The 18446-nt window shown below is 71.7% G+C and carries 16 protein-coding genes and 1 pseudogene; 10 read left to right on the top strand and 7 right to left on the bottom strand.

What is annotated here, in order from left to right:
• A partial coding sequence (locus tag KBX34_RS26730; RefSeq protein ID WP_307871503.1) for a glycerophosphodiester phosphodiesterase family protein occupies positions 1–291 on the bottom strand: 291 nt, incomplete at its 3' end.
• Positions 292–481: 190 nt separating this feature from the next.
• Between KBX34_RS26730 and KBX34_RS26725 the strand changes: the two genes are divergently transcribed.
• On the top strand, positions 482–901 hold the full coding sequence (locus KBX34_RS26725; RefSeq protein ID WP_088951551.1) for a hypothetical protein: 420 nt from the start codon (positions 482–484) through the stop codon (positions 899–901).
• 103 nt (positions 902–1004) lie between these two features.
• On the opposite strand, the gene KBX34_RS26720 is transcribed toward KBX34_RS26725, so the two are convergent.
• Entirely contained in the window at positions 1005–3299 is a 2295-nt protein-coding gene (locus KBX34_RS26720) for an ATP-binding domain-containing protein (protein ID WP_210927659.1), read from the bottom strand.
• 143 nt (positions 3300–3442) lie between these two features.
• Here KBX34_RS26720 and KBX34_RS26715 point away from each other — a divergent pair, with 143 nt between their 5' ends.
• Complete coding sequence (locus KBX34_RS26715) at positions 3443–4078, top strand: SGNH/GDSL hydrolase family protein (protein ID WP_210927658.1); 636 nt, start codon at positions 3443–3445, stop codon at positions 4076–4078.
• 67 nt (positions 4079–4145) lie between these two features.
• On the opposite strand, the gene KBX34_RS26710 is transcribed toward KBX34_RS26715, so the two are convergent.
• A complete protein-coding gene (locus KBX34_RS26710; protein ID WP_210927656.1) occupies positions 4146–5279 on the bottom strand; it encodes a sigma-E factor regulatory protein RseB domain-containing protein in 1134 nt (377 codons plus the stop codon).
• Between the two features lie 95 nt (positions 5280–5374).
• Between KBX34_RS26710 and KBX34_RS26705 the strand changes: the two genes are divergently transcribed.
• Both KBX34_RS26705 and KBX34_RS26700 read left to right on the top strand, forming a co-directional pair.
• Complete coding sequence (locus KBX34_RS26705) at positions 5375–6031, top strand: response regulator transcription factor (protein WP_088946934.1); 657 nt, start codon at positions 5375–5377, stop codon at positions 6029–6031.
• Positions 6032–6105: 74 nt separating this feature from the next.
• Positions 6106–7482 (top strand): cell wall metabolism sensor histidine kinase WalK, encoded by a 1377-nt coding sequence (locus KBX34_RS26700; protein ID WP_088951552.1) that lies wholly within the window; start codon positions 6106–6108, stop codon positions 7480–7482.
• Positions 7483–7793: 311 nt separating this feature from the next.
• On the opposite strand, the gene KBX34_RS26695 is transcribed toward KBX34_RS26700, so the two are convergent.
• Both KBX34_RS26695 and KBX34_RS26690 read right to left on the bottom strand, forming a co-directional pair.
• Positions 7794–9416 (bottom strand): tetratricopeptide repeat protein, encoded by a 1623-nt coding sequence (locus tag KBX34_RS26695; protein WP_210927654.1) that lies wholly within the window; start codon positions 9414–9416, stop codon positions 7794–7796.
• Positions 9417–9473: 57 nt separating this feature from the next.
• Positions 9474–9935, bottom strand: a complete 462-nt coding sequence (locus tag KBX34_RS26690; RefSeq protein ID WP_088951553.1) for a MarR family winged helix-turn-helix transcriptional regulator — start codon at positions 9933–9935, stop codon at positions 9474–9476.
• Positions 9936–9984: 49 nt separating this feature from the next.
• On the opposite strand from KBX34_RS26690, the gene KBX34_RS26685 reads away from it, so the two are divergent.
• Positions 9985–10506, top strand: a complete 522-nt coding sequence (locus tag KBX34_RS26685; RefSeq protein ID WP_210794284.1) for a VOC family protein — start codon at positions 9985–9987, stop codon at positions 10504–10506.
• A gap of 24 nt (positions 10507–10530) precedes the next feature.
• Complete coding sequence (locus tag KBX34_RS26680; protein ID WP_210927652.1) at positions 10531–11415, top strand: hypothetical protein; 885 nt, start codon at positions 10531–10533, stop codon at positions 11413–11415.
• Between the two features lie 73 nt (positions 11416–11488).
• Here KBX34_RS26680 and KBX34_RS26675 read toward each other — a convergent pair whose 3' ends face one another.
• A complete protein-coding gene (locus KBX34_RS26675) occupies positions 11489–11668 on the bottom strand; it encodes a DUF4236 domain-containing protein (RefSeq protein ID WP_053653605.1) in 180 nt (59 codons plus the stop codon).
• A 335-nt stretch (positions 11669–12003) separates the two neighbouring features.
• Between KBX34_RS26675 and KBX34_RS26670 the strand changes: the two genes are divergently transcribed.
• The gene (locus KBX34_RS26670) at positions 12004–12564 is read left to right on the top strand and encodes a flavin reductase family protein (RefSeq protein WP_210927650.1); all 561 of its coding nucleotides are present in this window, start codon (positions 12004–12006) and stop codon (positions 12562–12564) included.
• Between the two features lie 10 nt (positions 12565–12574).
• Positions 12575–12985 (top strand): annotated as a pseudogene (locus tag KBX34_RS26665) (malonic semialdehyde reductase); the annotation flags it as partial.
• Between the two features lie 71 nt (positions 12986–13056).
• Here KBX34_RS26665 and KBX34_RS26660 read toward each other — a convergent pair.
• The gene (locus tag KBX34_RS26660; protein ID WP_210927648.1) at positions 13057–14781 is read right to left on the bottom strand and encodes an exo-alpha-sialidase; all 1725 of its coding nucleotides are present in this window, start codon (positions 14779–14781) and stop codon (positions 13057–13059) included.
• A 358-nt stretch (positions 14782–15139) separates the two neighbouring features.
• On the opposite strand from KBX34_RS26660, the gene KBX34_RS26655 reads away from it, so the two are divergent.
• Together KBX34_RS26655 and KBX34_RS26650 are read left to right on the top strand one after the other, a co-directional pair.
• Positions 15140–17482 (top strand): beta-galactosidase, encoded by a 2343-nt coding sequence (locus tag KBX34_RS26655; RefSeq protein ID WP_210927646.1) that lies wholly within the window; start codon positions 15140–15142, stop codon positions 17480–17482.
• Between the two features lie 106 nt (positions 17483–17588).
• A complete protein-coding gene (locus KBX34_RS26650; protein ID WP_088946944.1) occupies positions 17589–18368 on the top strand; it encodes a DeoR/GlpR family DNA-binding transcription regulator in 780 nt (259 codons plus the stop codon).
• Positions 18369–18446: the final 78 nt, after the last annotated feature.

Here is an 18446-nt window from a genome sequence, read left to right as displayed (position 1 = left end):
CACCGGGGCGGTGTCGACGCACTTGGCGCCACTGATCTTCCGGTCGTGGGTGACGACGGCCTGACCGTCCTCGGTGATCTGCACGTCCAGTTCGAGGGTGGTCACCCCGAGCTGGAGGGCGTTGCCGAAGGAGGCGAGGGTGTTCTCCACCCGCAGCCCGAGGCCGCCCCGGTGGGCCTGCACGTCGAATGTCCGGTCCGGTCGCGGTTTCGCCTGGGCGGGAACCGCGAACCCGGTCGTCACCGTCGCGGCCACCAGAGCCGCGACGGCGGTACGGCGTACTGTGCGCACGCTGTCATCCCCTCTGCCGGCGGGCATCTCCCACCGGTCGCCGGACAGCATGGACATCTCGGACTGCGGGCAGGCGGCCAGTGGGCGGCGCGACGGTGAACCGCCGTGGACGACCTCCCGGTCACGCCGGGTTTGGTCGGCGGGTGGCCGGGCACGCAGTCAGTTCCACAGCTTCTGCGAGGTGATGATCGTGCGTGAGGACGACATGCGGCAGGACGCCGCCCGCCAGGCCGAGGATCGGATCGCCGGAGGCGTGTACGGCAAGGGAGCCGTCGAAGAGGTGACGGTGCCCCGCACCGATGTGCTGAGCGAGATTCAGCGCGACGACCCGCTCGACCCGGCGCACGAACGGATCGATCCGCAGGTGCTGCGCGACGGCGGCCCGGTCGGCGGGCAGGGCGCGGTGACCACCACCGGTGGCACCGCCGGTCCGGCGAGCGTACGCAGGGTGGCCCGGCAGCCGGAGCGACACCCGGGCAAGGTCGCACCGACCACGACCGGCGACGCCACCACCGGCGGCCTGAGCACCCCGATGGGCGGGAGCACCAGCGACCAGTCCACGTCCGCGACCGGACCCGCCAAGTCCACCCAGGATCACGCAGGCGACTAGAGCGGAACCCCGCCGTGATCATGAGGTTGGCGTGGCTGTCGGAGATGACAGTCCACGCCAACCTCATGATCGACGCAGGGGTTGGCCGGGAGGCCGTGGGGGATCAGCTTGTGGGGCGCAGGATGCCCAGGCGTTGGGTGGCTCGGGTGAGCGCGACGTACAGGTCGCTGCGCCCACGCGGCGACTCGGCCACCATCCGGTCCGGGTCGACGACCAGCACCGAGTCGAACTCCAACCCCTTGGCCTGCGCCACGGTCAGCACCACGACCCGGCTCTCCAGCTCGGGGTGCTCGCCCACGGCGGCCTCCGGCAGGGCCGCGGTCACTGCCGCACCCAACTCACCCACCCGGCCGACCGGCACCAGCACGCCGAGCCGACCCTCGGTCAACCGGGCCGCCTCGCGGGCGGCTTCGGCGACCAGCTCCGCCGCCAACCGCTCGTCGGGCACCGCGCGGTCCCACGGAGGTACGCCGCTCTCCCGCACCGAGCGCGGCGGACGCAGCGCCGGGTCGATCTCCGCCAGCACCTCGGCGGCGACCGCCATGATCTCGGCCGGGGTGCGGTAGCTGACCGTCAGCTCGGTCAGCCGCCACCGCTGGGCGACGTACGGGGCCAGGGCGTCCGCCCAGGAGGGCGTGCCGCTGAGCGCGCCGGTCTGTGCGACGTCCCCGACGATCGTCATCGACCGGCTCGGGCAGCGGCGCATCAGCAGCCGCCACGCCATCGGCGAGAGCTCCTGTGCCTCGTCCACGATGACGTGGCCGAACGCCCACGTCCGGTCGGCGGCGGCCCGCTGCGCGGTGGTGAGGCGGTCGGCCTCCTCCTGCCGCTCCAGCAGCCGGTCCGCGTCGATCAGGTCGGTGACGCCGAGGATCTCACCGCCCTCGGCCTCGTCCTCGACGTCGATCGAGCGCGAACCCCGGGCGATCTCCAGCACGCCCTCGGCGTACTCCCGTTCCATCATCCGGATGCGGTCCCGCCGGGCGGCGGCGGCGCGCTCGTCCTCGCCGAGCAGCTCGGCGGCCTCGTCGAGCAGCGGCACGTCGGCCGGCGTCCACCCACCCGGCTCCCGCCGCAGCAGCGCCCGCTCGTCCTCGGTCAGCATCGGCGTGGCGGCGGCGATGCGCTCCGGGTCGGCGTACAGGTCGGCGAGCAGCCGCTGCGGGGTGAGCACCGGCCACAGCCGGTCCAGGGCGGCCTGGATCTCCGTCTCCTCGCGCAGCTCGCGGCGGATCTCGGCCCGGTCCGCCTCGTCGAGCAGGTTGTCCCCGCCCAGCGGGTCGGCGCCGATCCGCTCGGCCACCTGGTCGGCGATGGCGTGCACGATCTCCACGTCGAACAGCGCGCGGGCCAGGTTGTGCGGGCGGTCGACGCGGCGTACCCGGTCCCGGGCGGCCCGCACGATCTCCGGGTCGAGAGTCAGGGTCTCCCGCTCGACCTCGATCTCCAGCGGCTCGTCCGGCACCCACTGCCGGTCCCGCACGGCCAGCGCCAGGACCTCGGCGAGCACCGCCCGGCCCTTCAGCGCCGCGGTCTCGGCCGGTTCGGTCCGTTGGGCGCTAACGCCCGGGAAGAGATCAGCCTGGGTACGCAGCAGCACGCCGGTCTCCGCCAGCGTCGGCAGCACCTGGGAGATGTAGCGCAGGAAGGTCGCGTTCGGGCCGACCAGCAGCACGCCCCGGCTGGAGAGTTCGCGTCGGTGGGTGTAGAGCAGGTACGCCGCCCGGTGCAACGCGACAGCGGTCTTGCCGGTGCCGGGGCCGCCCTGGACCACCATGACGCCCGGCAGCTCCGCGCGGATGATCTGGTCCTGTTCGGCCTGGATGGTCTCGACGATGTCGCGCATCCGGCCGGTCCGGCCCGCGTTGAGCGCGGCGAGCAGGGACGCCTCGCCGGTCAGCTCCTCGTGGCCGCCGGGGGCGGCGGTGTCGATGTCGAGCACCTCGTCGTTCAGGCCCGTGACCTTCCGCTGCCGGGTGCGCAGGTGCCGGCGCCGGCGTACGCCCTGCGGGTTGGCGGCGGTGGCGAGGTAGAACGGGCGCGCTGCCGGAGCCCGCCAGTCCATCAGCAGCGGGTCGTAGTCACCGCTGGTGTCGAAGATGCCGATCCGGCCGATGTAGTGGCGGGAGTCGTCGTCACCGTCGAGGCGGCCAAAGCAGAGCCCATTCTCCACGGCGGAGAACTGCTCGACCTGATCGGCGTACATCGCTACCGAGCTGTCGCGCTGCGAGCGGTCCTGGAGTGTGCCGCCGGTGTTGCGCAGCTCGGCGGTGAGCCGGTGGGCGGCCTGCTCACGCAGCCCGTCCAGCCGGTCGTAGAGCATCGAGACGTACTCCTGCTCGCGACCGATCTCGTCGTCGAGCGGCAATTCGCCGGAACCGCCGGAGTGCCTTGACAAGCCGTCTCCCTAAAGATTAGAATCCTTTGCAGGAACGGCTTTTAGCCGTTCTTTTTTGTGTCCTCGAACTGTTGAAGATAGCGCGTCGCGTCGGCTCTCACCAAGCCGGACGGGTCGGCGCGCCGGTGATCGCGAGGTGGCGGATGATCCTGCGGACCGGGCAACGGGTGGTCTTCATAGGGGACAGCATCACCGATTGTGGTCGACGCGACGTCGCCGCGCCCTACGGCAGCGGATACGTGAGCCTCGTGCGCGCCCTGGTCGACGCACGGCACCCCGAGTTGGAGTTGGAGTGGGTCAACCGGGGTGTGGGCGGCGACACGGTGCGGGACCTGGCCGCCCGGTGGGACGACGACGCCATCGGCGAGCGCCCCGACTGGCTCGCGGTGCTGATCGGCATCAACGACATCTGGCGGCACTACGGCGACCGGCCGGATGAGGCAGTCGGCATCGAGGAATACGAGCGCACCCTGCGTGACCTGATCCGTCGGGCGGTCGCCGCCACCGGCTGCCGACTGATCCTCGGTGACCCGTTCTTCATCGAGGCGGACCGGAGCGTCCCGCAACGCGCCGACACGGACCGGTACGCGGCGGTCGTGGCGGGGCTGGCCACCGAGTTCGACGCGGTGCACGTGGCCAACCAGGCGGCGTTCGACCGGGTGCTGGCGGTGAGCCCGGCGACGCGCTGGGCCGACGACCGGGTCCATCCCCACCTGCCCGGCCACGCGGTCCTCGCCGACGCCTACCTCACCGCACTCGGTGTGACCTCCGCCCACTGACCGGGCGTCCACCGCAGCGAAGCGCCGGGCCGACCGTCAGGTCGACCCGGCGCGAACACCGTGTGGATCAGCCGCGCGCGGCCTGGTACAGCCGCTCCGGGGTGACGGCTCCGGCGAGCACCCGCCCGTCATCGGTGAGCAGCACGCTGAACAGCTTGCTGCTGAAGAGCCGACCGCTGCCCCAGTCACCGCTGACCGCCGGCAGCCCACCGAGCAGCTTCGACATGTCCACGTCCGGCGAGCCGGCCGGTGGCGTAGCCGGCTTCGCGGAGGTCTTCGGGCCGCCTTCGAGCCCGTCGAGGCGGCCGACCAGCACGGTCGTCCAGCCGGAGCCCACCGTACGCACCTGCGGCTCACCCGAGGGTGCGGCGTGGCCAGGCTTGCCGGCACCCGGGCCGGCGGCCGACCGCTCTGCCTTCTCCTCGGTGACGGTCACACCGGGCGGCGGGTTGAAGGTGAACTGGTCGGCGTCCGGGCGGCGGTAGTCGACCTGGGTGAAGGCCATCTCGAACGCCGGCCGGTCGCTGCCCTTCGCGAGCACCTCGAAGCGCAGCGGGACGTGCTGCTTGGCGTCGATGGCGATCCGCAACTGGTGCACCAGTGAGTCCTTGTCGCGCGGCTGGAGCACCAACTCGTAGGCGTCCTGGCCGGCGACCGTGGCCGACCGGCCGACGCTGACCTCGGTGCTCGGGTCGATCGCGCCCAACGCCAGGTCGGCGGCCTGCTGCGGGGTGGCCGGCATGGTCGCCGCCGCGTCGGGGACCGGCTTTCCGGCGTCGCCGCCCAGCGTGAGGTGCTTGGCGGTGTTGCTGCGACTCTGCCAGGTCCAGACGTCCCGGCCGTTGCGGATCACGTCCTGCTCGCCCAGGGTGTCCAGCAGCGCGACCCGCTGCTGATCCGGGCCGGAATACCAGACCCGCAGGGTGTGCGTGCCAGTCAGCATGGTGGTCAGCTCATTGCCGGAGACCAGCCCGACGAGTGGTGGCAGGCCGAGATCGGCGCGCTGCACGACGGTCCCGGACAACCCCTCCAGCCGGGAGGTCTGCAGATCGACCAGAAGCTGGGCCGCGGTACGCGGTGGCAGGCTCGGCTCCGCCTCGGCGGCGAACGTGCCGATCGCCGCGCCCCCGCCGATGACGGCGACGGCAGCCGTGGCCGGGACCAGCCAACGAAGGACGGGACGGCTTCTCAGAACGGACATGGTGACACCTCCTCCGCACATCCTCCTCCCTGTGCGCTGTGAGTGTGCTGAGGACGGCGGACCAGCACGTTTGACCCGGGTGGCACCCTTGGACCGTGCGCTTACTGGTAGTGGAGGACGAAGCCCGGTTGGCGGCCGCCCTGCAGCGCGGCCTCCAGGCGGAGGGGTTCGCGGTGGATGTGGCGGGGACCGGTCCGGCCGGCCTGGACGCGGCCCGGCACGGCGGGTACGACGCGATGATCCTCGACGTGATGCTGCCCGGCCTCTCCGGCTACGAGCTGGTCCGGCGGCTGCGGGCCGAGCAGCACTGGTTGCCGGTGCTGATGCTCTCCGCCAAGGACGGCGAGTACGACCAGGCTGACGGCCTGGACTGCGGGGCCGACGACTACCTGACCAAACCCTTCTCGTACGTGGTGCTGCTGGCGCGGTTGCGGGCGCTGCTGCGCCGGGGCGCGCCGGAACGCCCGGCGGTGCTGGCGGTCGGTGACCTGCGACTGGACCCGGCCCGCCGACGGGTGACCCGGGCCGACGACGAGGTGACCCTGACCGCGCGGGAGTTCGCGCTGCTGGACTACCTGATGCGCCGGCCCGGCCAGGTCGTCTCCAAGACCGAGCTGCTGGACCACGTCTGGGACGCGAGCGTGGAGACCGCGCCGAACGCCGTCGAGGTGTATGTCGGTTACCTGCGCCGCAAGCTCGGCCGCGACCGGCTGGAGACGGTCCGGGGCGCCGGTTACCGGCTGGCGACGTGACCAGCGACGCCCCGGTGGGTGCCCGCCGGGGGTGGCTCGGCTGGATGCCGGTGCTCGGGCTGCGGGGGCGGCTCATGGCGCTCGGAGTGTTCGGCCTCACCATCGGGCTCGCCCTGGGCGGGGTGGTGCTGCTCGGCGCGCTCGGCTTCGTGCTCCAGCGGACGGTCGACACCGAGGCGTTCCGGACCGCCGACGCGGTCGCCCTGCTCGCCGCCGAGGACGCGCTGCCCGACCCGCTGCCGGTGGCCGGTGGCCAGGTGCGCGTCCAGGTCGTCGACGCGCAGGGGCGGATCAGGGCCGCCTCGATCGATGCCGATCGGCTGGTGCCGATGGTCCGCCCGGAGCGGCTGGACCGGGACCGCCGCCAGCGCCTGGACGTGCCGGCCGAGCGGGTCGGTCTCGCCGGTCCGGTCCGGGTGGTCACCGTTCCCGCCGGCACCGCGGCCGACCCGCTCACCGTGCTGGTCGCCCGCTCGATGGCCGACGTGCGGCACAGCGCGCACGTCGTCCGGACCATCCTGCTGGTGGCGTTTCCCCTGCTGGTGGCCGTGCTGGCCGCCGTGGCGTGGCGGGTGGTGGGGGCGACCCTGCGCCCGGTCGAGGCGCTCCGCCGAGGCGCCGAGGAGATCACCGGGCGGGCCGGCGCCGGCCGGTTGCCGGTGCCCGCGTCGGCCGACGAGATCCACCGGTTGGCGGTCACCCTCAACGGCATGCTGGACCGGCTGGAATCGGCCCGGATCCGCCAGCGGGCGTTCGTCTCCGACGCCGCACACGAGCTGCGCAGTCCGTTGACCAACATCCGGACCGAGCTGGAGGTGGCCCAGCGTCTCGCCGACCGGACGGACTGGACGGCCGTCACCACCAACCTGCTCACCGACACCGAGCGACTGAGCCGGCTGGTCGACGACCTCCTGCTGCTGGCCCGCCTGGACGAAGCGCCACCGACCCGGGGCGTCGGCCCGGTGGAGTTGGGCGCGCTGCTGGCCGAGGTCGCCGCCCGTTACCCGTCGCCGCCGGTTCGGTTGACGCCGCCGCCGGGCCCGCTCTGGACGACCGGCAACGCCGATGAGCTGCGGCGCGTGCTGGCCAACCTGGTCGACAACGCGGTCCGGCACGCGTACGGCAGTGTGGTGCTCGCCGCCGAGGCGGCGTCGACGGACGGGCGTGGCTCCGGGGCGTACCACCTGGTGACGGTGACCGACGACGGCCCGGGGATCCCGGTCGCGGACCGGGAGCGGGTCTTTGATCGGTTCACCCGGCTGGATGACGGACGGGCCCGCGACGACGGGGGCGCCGGCCTGGGGCTGGCCATCGTCCGGGAGTTGGTGCGACGTGCGGGCGGCAGCATCAGCCTGACCGACGCGCCGGAGCAGTGCGGGCTGCGAGTGTGTCTGCTGCTGCCGGCGTTTCCGGGCGAGGACGGCCCTGGGCCACAGATTGACGGTCCGTGACGGCGAGCCTGCCCCCACCCACCCCCCGATCACCCCTTTGCTCTGCACCCGCGGGCGCGACAGCTACGTAGCGTGATACCTCGCCGATGCCTGTCGAAGCGGCTGCCGCGACGTCTCAGCTGCTCATCCGCGGTGGTGCATCGAGGTAAGCAGAGCAAAGGCGGGGTGGGATGTTGTGGCTGGGTGCGCCGGAGGTGACGCAATGTCACGGCGAGCTCGTCGGTGGGCAAGCCACGCTGAGTGAGGTCGGCAGGGTGGGGTCGGCGGGGCTTGGCCGGCGAGGGTGTGGTCGGCTGGGCGTGCCTGGCGGGTCAGCGGCGGCGGGTGCAGACCTGCTCTGAGCTGGCGACGGTGTCGGTGGACCAGACGACGGCGACCGTGAAGCACCAGTCGTTGGTGCGGTTGAGCGCGTAGATGACGTAGCTGGTGGTGCCGGCGGGCAGGGTCGCGAAGACGTTGCGGTCCTGGCCGGTCCGGCCACCCGCGATGACCACCGGGCCCTCGCTGCCGGCGGGGTAGGTCCAGTTCAGCGCGATGCTGTCCCGGCTGTCGTGCAGCGTCACCGCGCCGGGCGGGCTGCCGGGCGGTGCCGCGGGGCCAGCCGACGGCGGCGGGGTGCCGGTGGAGGCGGGCGCGGTGCTGGCCGGTGAGGCGGTGCTGGCCTGTGAGGTGGCGCTGGGGGAGCCGCTCGCCGGGGGCGGGGCCGGCTCGTCGTCGCCGTCGACCTGGGCCACCCCGGCGATCACGGCGGCGGCGCCGAGCAGGACCACGACCACGCCGGCCACCAGCACCGGCACCAGCCGCTTGCGCTGCGCCGACGGCACCCGGTGCACGGGCACCGGCAGCAGCCGGGACGGTGTGTACGGCTCAAGTGGCGCGTACGGGTCGGACGGCTCGTACGGGTCGGACGGCGGGTGCGCGTCGGCCCGGCGCAGCCTGTACACCCCGTACTGCTCCTCCGTGCCGCCGGCCAGCCCGACCACGGACGGGGGCACCGGGGTGTCGGTGGTGTACGACGAGGATTCGCTCGTCGGCTCGGGTGGCCATCTGGTGCCCGCCGGCCCGACCGGTTCGTCGGCAGGCACCCGGGGGTTCGGAACGGATCCGCCGCCCGCCGCCCCGGTGTGGTGCGGGGGAGGCGCGGGCGGGCCGTAGTCGGAGTCGCCCGGGTCGTCGCGGTGCGGAGGGACACGAGCTGCCGGCACCACCGGGGTGTCCCGGGCCGTGGGCGGGTCGTCGGCGCAGGCATGGTCGGGGTTGGCCGCCGCCCGGGCCAGCGTCGCCACCTGTGCCGCCAGCGGGTCGTCGGCGGGCAGGTGCTGCCGGCACAGCTCGCGGGCCAGCGCCAGGTTGTCGTGCGCCTCGGCGAACTGCCCGCAGTCCCGCTGCATCGCCCCGAGCCGCGCCAGCATCTTGATGCCGCTGGGGTGCCCGTCGCCGTACACCTCGCGGTGCAGCTCCCAGGCATCCTGGAGCCGGTCACGGGCCACCGTGCACTGCCCGCGGGCATACTCGACGGTGGCCAGGTCGGCGTGCGCCGCGAGCACCCGCAGAGACTCCGGACCGTCCTGTGCGGTCAGCTCGATGATGACTTCCTGGTAGAGCCGGGCGGCCCTCGAATGGCTGCCGACCCGGTGCAGCACCGCGGCCAGGGTCGCCGCGGCGGCCACGGTGCGCGGGTCGGAGCGGCCGTGCAGTCGGGTGGTGGCCGCGTACGCGAACGCGGCCCACCCCCGGGCCGAGTGCGGCTCACCGAGAGCCACCAGCACCCGCGCCTGGAGGCTGGCCGCCTCGGCCAGCTCGCCGGTGGCGTTGGCCGGGCGGGGGTCGGCGTCGGTGAGCGCGTCGGAGAGCAACTGCTGCGCGCCGGCCAGATCACCGGCCGACACGAGGTGGTGCGCCTGATCAGTCAGTTCGCCGAAGCCGGAAGACACGCCCCATCGTGCTCATCCGACGACGGTAAGTACAAGACCCGCGCCGGTGTCGATTGGTCAGGATCCGGTCAGGTGCTCGGCCAACGTCTCGCTGATCCGGCGCAGCTGGTCGACCTGGGCGGGGCTCAACGCGTCGAACAGGTGCCGTCGTACCCCCTCGACGTGGCCGGGCGCGGCGGCCGCGAGGGTGGCGAAACCCTCGTCGGTGAGCACCGCGATCTGCCCTCGTCGGTCGGTGGGGCACTCCTCGCGGCGCACCCAGCCGGCGGCCTCCAGCCGGGCCACGGCGTGCGACAGCCGGCTGCGCGACGAGCCGGCGGCCTGGGCCAGCTCGCTCATCCGCAGTTGGCGGCCGGGGGCCTCGGAGAGTTGGACCAGGATCTCGTAGTACGCGTGCGGCATGCCCGCCTCGCGTTGCAGCTCGCGGTCGAGCGTGTCCATCAGCACCCGGGAGGCGGTGAGGTACGCGCGCCAGGTGCGTTGCTCGTCGGGGTCCAGCCAGCGGGTCATGACAGCCATCATATCCCCTATAGTTGAACGTTCAACAAAACCGCGCTAGTCTCGGGTCATGGGTATCCACCGGCTCAACCACGCGGTCCTCTACGTCAGTGACCTCGCCCGCAGTGTCGCGTTCTACAGCGACGTGCTGGGCTTCCGCCCGGTGGCGATGACCCCGGACGGCTTCCGGGGTGCCACCTTCCTCCAGGCCCCCGACTCCACCAACGACCACGACCTCGGCCTGTTCGAGATCGGCGCCGCCGCCGGGCGGTCGACCGCCGGTCGAGCCACCGTCGGCCTCTACCACCTCGCCTGGGAGGTGGACACCCTCGACGAGCTGGCCGCCACCGCCGAGCGACTCGCCGCCGCCGGCGCGCTGGCCGGCACCTCCGACCACGGCACGACCAAGAGCCTCTACGGCAAGGACCCGGACGGTCTGGAGTTCGAGATCGTCTGGCTGATCCCCGCCGACCTGCTCGACGACAGCGCGCTGGCCGCCCGCAAGCAGATCGGTCGGCTCGACCTGGACGCCGAGCGGCAGCGCTACGGCGGGCAGACCAAGGGCGGAGTGGGGATCTCCGTCCCGGCCTGATCGGTCGTACGGTAGAACGGACCGATGCCGACCGACCGGACCACTGATTTCCTCCGCGAGCTGCTGGTCCGCCAGTTGACGACCTGGCTGCCCGCGGCCCTGCACCGTTCCCGGCGGGCCACCGTCGCACTCGCGGGCACGACCGCGGGCAGCGCGGAGGCCGCGCTGCGCCTGGTCGCCGCGCACGGCGACCAGGTGCGCGGCCGGCAGGTGACGGTGCTGGTGCTGGCCGACGGCGCCGCCGACCTGCCGGCCCGACTCGGCCCGATCGAGGCGGAGCTGCCCGCCGAGGTCACCGTGCACCTGCTGCCCGGTGACCCATACCGGCTTCCGGTCGCCGTGAAGGCCGCCGGGGCCGCTGGCGCCCCGCTGTTCTCCTTCGTGGACCTGCCCGGCGCCGTGACGCCGAAACTGCTCACCGCCGCGACCAACGGTCGCACCGGAGAGTTGCTGCTGCACACCGGCGACAGCGCCCGTGACGCGCTCGTCTCCGCCGGCTTCCCCCTGGTCGCCGAGGTGGCGCCGGTGCTGCCGGAGGGCGACGGGGCCGGCGTGATCGCATTCGGCAGCCGCTCCGACCGGAGCCTGGAGGCGGTCCGCGACGCGCTCTGGGCGATCGGCGCGGATCTCGACGTGCGCTACCGCGACCCGGCCGACCCGATGGGCGCGACTGTCGACGTGACCGGCGATCCCGACCTCGAACCACTGATCCGCGAGCTGCTGGCCGAGCTGCGCGAGGGCGGGTCGCGGCCGGTCACCGAACTGCGCCGGCACACCCTCACCGCGACCGTCTACCGTGCCGCCGACGCCAACCGGGCGCTCGCCGACCTGCTCGACGCGGGTGAGGTGCGGCGCGACCGCGACGCTGGCCGGCTGGCCGGCGACGAGATCATCGCCCTGGCGCGCTGAGCATCCCGCACCCCCACAGACGCCGAGCGGGGTGCCGGTGAATCACCGGCACCCCGCTCGACTCCCGGGATGATTACGACCGGGACTTGTCCTGCTTCCAAGACAGCGGACCCGGCAGGTCGACCCGGTGCGCCTTGGCCTTCGAGTTCCAGGACCAGCGACCGATCTTGATGCTCCACGAGGAGAAGCCGTTCTCGGTGAAGTTCAGGATGATCGGACCGTACTTCTTGCGCTTGCGAAACATGAGGCCCATCGGAGGTCTCCCCTCGTCACCGTTCCCTGCCGTGTCGAGATCGAACATGCCCGAACCGACAACTTTTGAAACCCTCTCAATGTCCGTCCTGGACACTGCTCCGCCGCGTACCCGAATCTCTATCCAACAGATAGGTGTTGCGGCGCGGTAAACGCTGCTGAGGGCACTCCCGTAACATCGGCAGCGGCGGAAGTCTCATCTGCTGGAAGGCCGTTGACCGCTCGATCCCGTGCCCGGCAACATGAGGTCATGTCGCAGCGCGATGAGCTTCTCCTTACCGCTCGTGTGCACGTCGACCTGGTCCGGCACGCGAGGCCCGTCACCCTGGTGTCGGCGTGACCACGCTGGAGCGTCCGACGACGGACGCCGCCGAGCTGCGGCCGGTGAGCCGGGACCTGTTCCGTGCCCTGCTGCGTCGGCAGGCCACCAGCGTCACAGTGGTCACCGCCGTTGCCCGCGCCACCGACCCCGCCTGCCTGGGCGGGGTTGGCGCACCGGTCCGGGCGGGATTCACCGCAACGTCGTTCACCTCGGTGTCGCTGGATCCACCGCTCGTCTCGTTCTGCCTCGGGACGGCGTCGTCGAGCTGGCCGGTGCTTGCCCGAGCCGAGCACGTCGCGGTGCACCTGCTGGCCGCCGGGCAACGGGAGGCCGCCGCCGTCTTCGCCACCAGCGGCATCGACAGGTTCGCCGCGTACCCGGACTGGACGCCGGGGCCGTTCGGGGTGCCGTTGCTGACCGGAGTGCTGGCTCGGCTGCTCTGCCGGGTGGTGCACCGGGTGCCGGCCGGCGACCACACGCTGGTGATCGCCGAGCCGCTCGCGTTGGGCGACGGCGGGGACGGCGCACCGTTGGTGCACCACCAGGGCGGCTACACCACGGCGGTCGAGGTGTGAGCGCACCGACCACGTCGTACCGTACATCTCCAGCAGCAACCGGGCCAGGACGGCCATCGCTCCGTTGACAGCGGTCCTCGCCGCCGACGTGGACTTCCACCAGCGGCTGCCCGAGCTGTATCCGCACCGTCCGCAGGCGCGGGACTGGCTGGCCGACCGGACGGCGCGGGTCGAGCAGGCCCGGTTGAACGCCACCCTGCAGATCGGCTACCTGATCGTCGGTGTCCGCGCGGCGGGTCTCGCCGCCGGCCCGATGGCGGGCTTCGACGCCGCAGGCGTGCGGCGGGAGTTCTTCCCCGACGGTCGCCACGAGGTGCTGCTCCTGCTCAATCTAGGGCACCCCGGCCCCGAGGCCTCGCACGAACGTCTGCCCCGGCTGGACACTGGGGAGGTGATCCGCACCGTCGACGATGCCGGCTGAGCGGTGGCCGGGGGAAAGGGCCGTCCCCGGTGTCGGCGTGGTGCCGGCACCGGGGACGGGAGTTTCTCGGATCAGGCGCCCTTGACCCAGTCCAGGGTAAAGCGGGCGAAGAAGATGCCTCCGGTGTTGCCCACCTCGTACAGGTTGCCGATCGTGCCGTCGTTCAGCACGGCCATCGTGGAGTAGCCCGCGCCGCCCGGCTTGACCAGTGCCCGCGCCGGCCAGCTCGCACCGTCGTCGGTTGACAGCCGGACGGTGAGGTCGTTGCGCGCGGCCGGAGCCGCGTTGTTGCTGAACAGCGCGGTACGGGTCCGCACCGGCGCGCCGTTCGTGCCCAGCTCCGACGGGCGCAGGTAGGAGATCTCGTCGGCGTTGCAGAGCGGATCGGTCAGCAGGGCGCTGGCCGTGGCCGGTCCGAACGTCGCGCCGCCGTCGGTGGAGGTGGAGTAGAACCGGCTACGGGTGCTGTTGTGCCGCATGTTCTGCACGATCGCCCCGGTGCCACGCTCGATCGCCTTGCTCTCGTTGATGTTGCCGCCGGCGGGTCCACCGCGCTGCCACGTCGCGCCGTTGTCGTCGCTGTAGATGTTGCCGGTCTGGGTGAGACCCGCACCGTCCCGGTAGACGAACGGCTGGATCAGGCGCCCGGTGCTGCTCTGGATGCCGTGACCGGAGGAGAAGAACGCCTGCTGCCACGTCGGCACCTTGATGGTCGGGTTCAGCTCGACCGGGGCACTCCAGGTGGCACCGTTGTCCCTGCTGGTGATGTATTGCAGGTGCAGGCTGTTCGGGTCGTTCGCGGTGTTGAGACCGGATGAGCCGGACCAGAAGCTGATGCCCGGCTTGGGGGAGTAGGTGTAGAAGCAGTAGACGACGCCGGTCTTGCGGTCCACCAGCAGGCTGGGGTCGCCCGCTCCCTCGCTCGTGGTGGCGGGGGCGTGGATGATGCGCGGCTGGTCGAAGGTGCGACCGCCGTCGGTGCTGCGGGTCATGGCGATCTGGATGTTGTTGGTGCCGCCACCCAGGTCGTACGAGCCGTTGATCCGGGCGTCCGCGACGGCGATGACGGTGCCGTTGTTGGTGACGGCCATGCCCGGGATGCGGACCGAGGCTGAGGTGCCGTCGTAGCGGCCGTTGGGCCCGTTGAGGTTGCGGATGACGGACTGCGTGCTGATGACCGTCGTGGCGTTCATCTGCGGGGTGCCGGCGGCAAGGCCGCACCCGGCGGTTCCCCGCAGGGTGCTGTCGAAACCGGGGGCGGTGACCAGCAGGGTGTACGCGGTGCCGGCGCCGACCGTCCAGTAGTGCAGGTAGTTGCCGCCGGCGGCGATGGTGCGCGTCCACGGGGATCCGGTGCGCCCGGGCCAGGCGACTGTGAAGTCCCGGGCGGTGGTGGTGCGGTTCTCGACCGCGAGCTGGAGCCGGCCGGCCGTGCAGTCGTAGCTGGCGACCGCGGACATGCCGGTGCCGCAGTGGAAGATGCCGGCGGAGGTGTCGTCCAGTCCGGTCGGCGTGGTCGTGCGCAGCGTGTACGCCGTGCCCGCCGGCAGTGTCCAGTACAGCTCGTTACTGCTGCTGCCGGCGGCGACCGTGCGGGTCCAGGGGGAGTTGGTGCGGCCCGGCCAGGTGACGGTGAAGGTCTGCGAGGTGGTGCTGCCGTTGGTGAGCCGCAGGTTGAGCCGGCCGGTCGTGCAGTCGGCGCTGGCCGTCGCGCTCACACCGGCGGGGGCGGCGTGAGCTGGCGTGGCGGGCAGGATCGCGGCCACGCCGAGGACGGCGACCACGACCGCCGTCACTCGGCGCGTCAGTACTCGGACAGGAGACACGGGGGATGTCCTTCCGGGGACGGGGGTGAGGAACGGAGAACTTAGCCATAAGACGTCGGATATCTGACGTCCAAGACGCTAAGGGGCGCCGGGCGGGTCGTCAATAGATCGACGCTCGGGTACCCGTGGCGGCTGCCAGGTGCGGGCGTGCGGGCTCAACTGCGGACGCAGATGATCGAAGATGCAAAACGAGCTTAGATATTTACATCTTGTTGCATCGTCTGGCAGGCTCGCTCTACATCGATCATTGTCGACACGCTGGCGATCCGGCCCGACCGGCCCTCGGCCGCCGCCGGCGTGCCGACGATGCCTGTCCGAAGGAGACACCATGCAACGGCGCCAACTCCTCACCCTGGGTGTGCTCAGTCCGTTCGCGGCGATGCTGGCGTCGGGCGGCCCGGCCGGTGCTGCGGCCGCGGCACAGGTCTTCGGGTTCTCCGCCGATGGCAGCAACTTCCTGCTCAACGGTCAGCCGTTCCAGATCCGCAGCGGGGAGATGCACCCGTCCCGCATCCCGGTGCAGTACTGGCGTCACCGGATCCAGATGGCCAAGGCGATGGGCATGAACACGATCGCCATCTACGTGATGTGGAACCACATCGAGGAACGGCCGGGCGTCTTCGACTTCACCACCGACCGGCGGGACATCGCCGGCTTCATCCGGCTGTGTCAGGCCGAGGGCATGTACGTGCTGCTGCGTCCCGGCCCCTACGTCTGCGCCGAGTGGGACCTCGGTGGCCTGCCGCCGTACCTGCTGCGCAACCCGAACATCAGGTTGCGGGTCCGCACCGCCTCCGACCCCAACTACATGGCGGCCGTCACGCGCTACGTCAACGCGCTCGCCGCGCAGGTCAGGCCGCTCATGGTGGCCAACGGTGGGCCGATCCTGATGGTCCAGATCGAGAACGAGTACGGGTCGTACGGCAGCGACGCCGTCTATCTTGAGGAACTGCGGCAACTGTGGCTGGCCGCCGGGATCACCGGGCCGTTCTACACCGAGGACGGGCTCGGCCAGGTGCAGGGCAACCGAACGGTCGTGGCCGGCGGTGCGATCGCACTCAGCGGTGGTGACGCGGCGGCCATCGCCGCGGCCCGGCAGTCCTTCCCGACCGTCCCGGCCATGTCCGGCGAGCTCTACACGGGCTGGTTGACGCACTGGAGCGACGGTGGCTTCGCCGGGTCGAACACCGACATCTCCACCCAGCTGCGGGGCCTGATGGCCGGCAGGCTGTCGTTCAACCTCTACATGATCCACGGCGGGACGAACTTCGGGTACTCCGCGGGCGCGAACGCCGCCGACAACGGGACCGGCTACCAGGCGGACATCACCAGCTACGACTACGGCGCGCCGATCAACGAGCAGGGCGGCCCGTCGCGGCTGTACCCCACCTACCGCGAGATCATCGGCACGGCCCTCGGGGTGACGCTGCCAGCCGTGCCCGCGCCGAACCCCACCATCGTGCGTACCGGCGCTCAGGCGGTGGTGCCGACGCCGTACGCCTCGCTGTGGGACAACCTGCCCGCCGCGCTGTCGACGCAGACGAACCCCCAACCGATGGAGATGTACGGCCAGAACTCCGGCTTCATGCTGTACCGCCGGGTCCTGCCCGGCTACACCCGGGCGACGCTGGACATCAGGTCGGTGCGCGACTACGCGACGGTGTTCCTCGACGGCGTCTACCAGGGCGGTCTGTCCCGGAGCAACCTCCCGGCGGCCTACACGACCCCGCTCGGGGTGACCGTGCAGGACGCGCCGCTGGCGTTGAAGACCTCGGTCAGTGGCAGTCCCACGCTCGACATCCTGGTGGAGGGCATGGGCCGCAACAACTTCGGCCAGGCCCTGGTCGACCGCAAGGGCATCACGGAACGGGTGTCGCTCGTCGACGCGGGCACCCTGACCGGCACGTTGACCAACTGGCAGACCCACCTGCTGCCCGTCGACGAGGCGTACGTGGCCGGCCTCCGTCCGGTGATCACCAACAGCTCGCGGCCCGGCATCTTCTTCAAGGCCACGGTGAATCTCACCCAGACCGGCGACACGTACCTCGACATGTCCCGGTGGACCAAGGGCGTGGTCTGGGTCAATGGTCGTAACCTCGGCCGCTACTGGAAGGTGGGGCCACAGCAGCGGCTCTACTGTCCGGCGCCGTGGCTGCGGGTGGGGGCCAACGAGATCGTCGTCTTCGACCTGCACCAGGTGCAGGCGCAGCCGATCTCCTTCGAGGCCACATTGAGCGGCCAGTCGGGCGCCGTCCGCCACACGGTGGTCAACCGGGCCAGCGGCAAGGCCCTCGACGTGCCGGACCTGTCCCGGGTCACCGGCGTGCAGTTGATCCAGTGGACCCCCAACGGCGGGACCAACCAGGCGTGGTTGATGGCTGGCGCGGTGGGTGGCGTCACCACGATGACCAGCGTCAACTCCGGGCTGCTGGCGGACGTCGAGGCCGGCTCCACGGCTGAGGGGGCGCGGGTCATCCAGTGGAGCGCGACCGGCGGCGGCAACCAGCAGTGGCGGGTCGTCACCGCCACCGGCGACTTCGTGAAACTCGTCAACGTGCAGACCGGCAAGGTCCTCGCCGTGGCCGGCGGGGCCACCACCAACGGTGCCGCCATCGTGCAGCAGAGCGACACCGGCAGCGCCTCCCAGCACTGGCGGCTCACCGACGCGTGATGTCCACCCCGCGCTCCCGGGCCCGCTCCGCCGTGGTGCGGTACGGAACTTTGCATCAGGGATGCAAGGATGGGCGCATGGGCGGGCCGAGCGACCGGAGTGAGACGTGAACCAGCGCGAGCGGTGGCACCGACTCCTGGAGATGGTCGCGGTCGAGGGTCAGCTCGACATCGAATCCACCGCCCGCGAGCTGGGCGTGAGCACGGCGACCGTTCGACGTGACTTCGACGAGCTCGCCACGCAGCAGTTGGTGACGCGTACCCGGGGCGGCGTGGTCGTCACGAACGTGTCCTACGACCTGCCGCTGCGCTACAAGGCGGTCCGGCAGGCATCGGAGAAGCAGCGCATCGCCGCGGCAGCCGTCGCACTGATTCCGCCGGGGAGCACGGTGGGGCTCAACGGGGGCACCACGACGACCGAGGTGGGCCGGGCTCTCGCGCTGCGCACCGACCCGAACGGGCAGACGACGGCGAACACGGTGGTGACCAACGCGCTGAACATCGCGCACGAACTCATCGTGCGGCCGCACATCCGGGTGGTGCTCACCGGTGGGACGGCCCGCCCACAGTCGTACGAGCTGGTCGGCCGTATCGCTGAGACGATGCTCGCGTCCGTGGCGCTGGACGTGGTGGTGCTGGGGGTGGACGCGATCGACCACCAGCACGGCGCCAGCGCGCACAACGACGGCGAGGCGGCGGTCAACCACGTCATGGTGACGAGCGCCGCGCGAACGATCGTGGTGGCGGACGCCTCGAAGCTGGGCCGCCGGAGCTTCAACCGGATCTGTCCGTTGGGCAACATCGACACCCTGATCACCGACAGGGCGGCGGATCCGGAGCAGGTGAGCCTCGTCGAGCAGGCCGGGGTGAAGGTGGTGCGGGTCTGACGCGCGTCTCTCGACGGCAAAGATGGAACTCGATGCGAAATCGTCGCCGATTTCTTGCATCTTGAGTCAAGTGGGTGC

The sequence above is a fragment of the Micromonospora sp. M61 genome (assembly GCF_018070245.1).
Lineage (GTDB): Bacteria > Actinomycetota > Actinomycetes > Mycobacteriales > Micromonosporaceae > Micromonospora > Micromonospora zamorensis.
Note: the sequence above shows the minus strand (reverse complement) of the source record. Positions and strands in the feature narration are given on the sequence as shown.

Coding starts and splice junctions, on each gene's coding strand:
- KBX34_RS26715 (WP_210927658.1), top strand. CDS start 3,443: ATGATCCTGCGGACCGGGCAACGGGTGGTCTTCATAGGGGACAGCATC.
- KBX34_RS26685 (WP_210794284.1), top strand. CDS start 9,985: ATGGGTATCCACCGGCTCAACCACGCGGTCCTCTACGTCAGTGACCTC.
- KBX34_RS26675 (WP_053653605.1), bottom strand. CDS start 11,668: ATGGGCCTCATGTTTCGCAAGCGCAAGAAGTACGGTCCGATCATCCTG.
- KBX34_RS26710 (WP_210927656.1), bottom strand. CDS start 5,279: ATGTCCGTTCTGAGAAGCCGTCCCGTCCTTCGTTGGCTGGTCCCGGCC.
- KBX34_RS26655 (WP_210927646.1), top strand. CDS start 15,140: ATGCAACGGCGCCAACTCCTCACCCTGGGTGTGCTCAGTCCGTTCGCG.
- KBX34_RS26680 (WP_210927652.1), top strand. CDS start 10,531: ATGCCGACCGACCGGACCACTGATTTCCTCCGCGAGCTGCTGGTCCGC.
- KBX34_RS26700 (WP_088951552.1), top strand. CDS start 6,106: ATGGCGCTCGGAGTGTTCGGCCTCACCATCGGGCTCGCCCTGGGCGGG.
- KBX34_RS26690 (WP_088951553.1), bottom strand. CDS start 9,935: ATGGCTGTCATGACCCGCTGGCTGGACCCCGACGAGCAACGCACCTGG.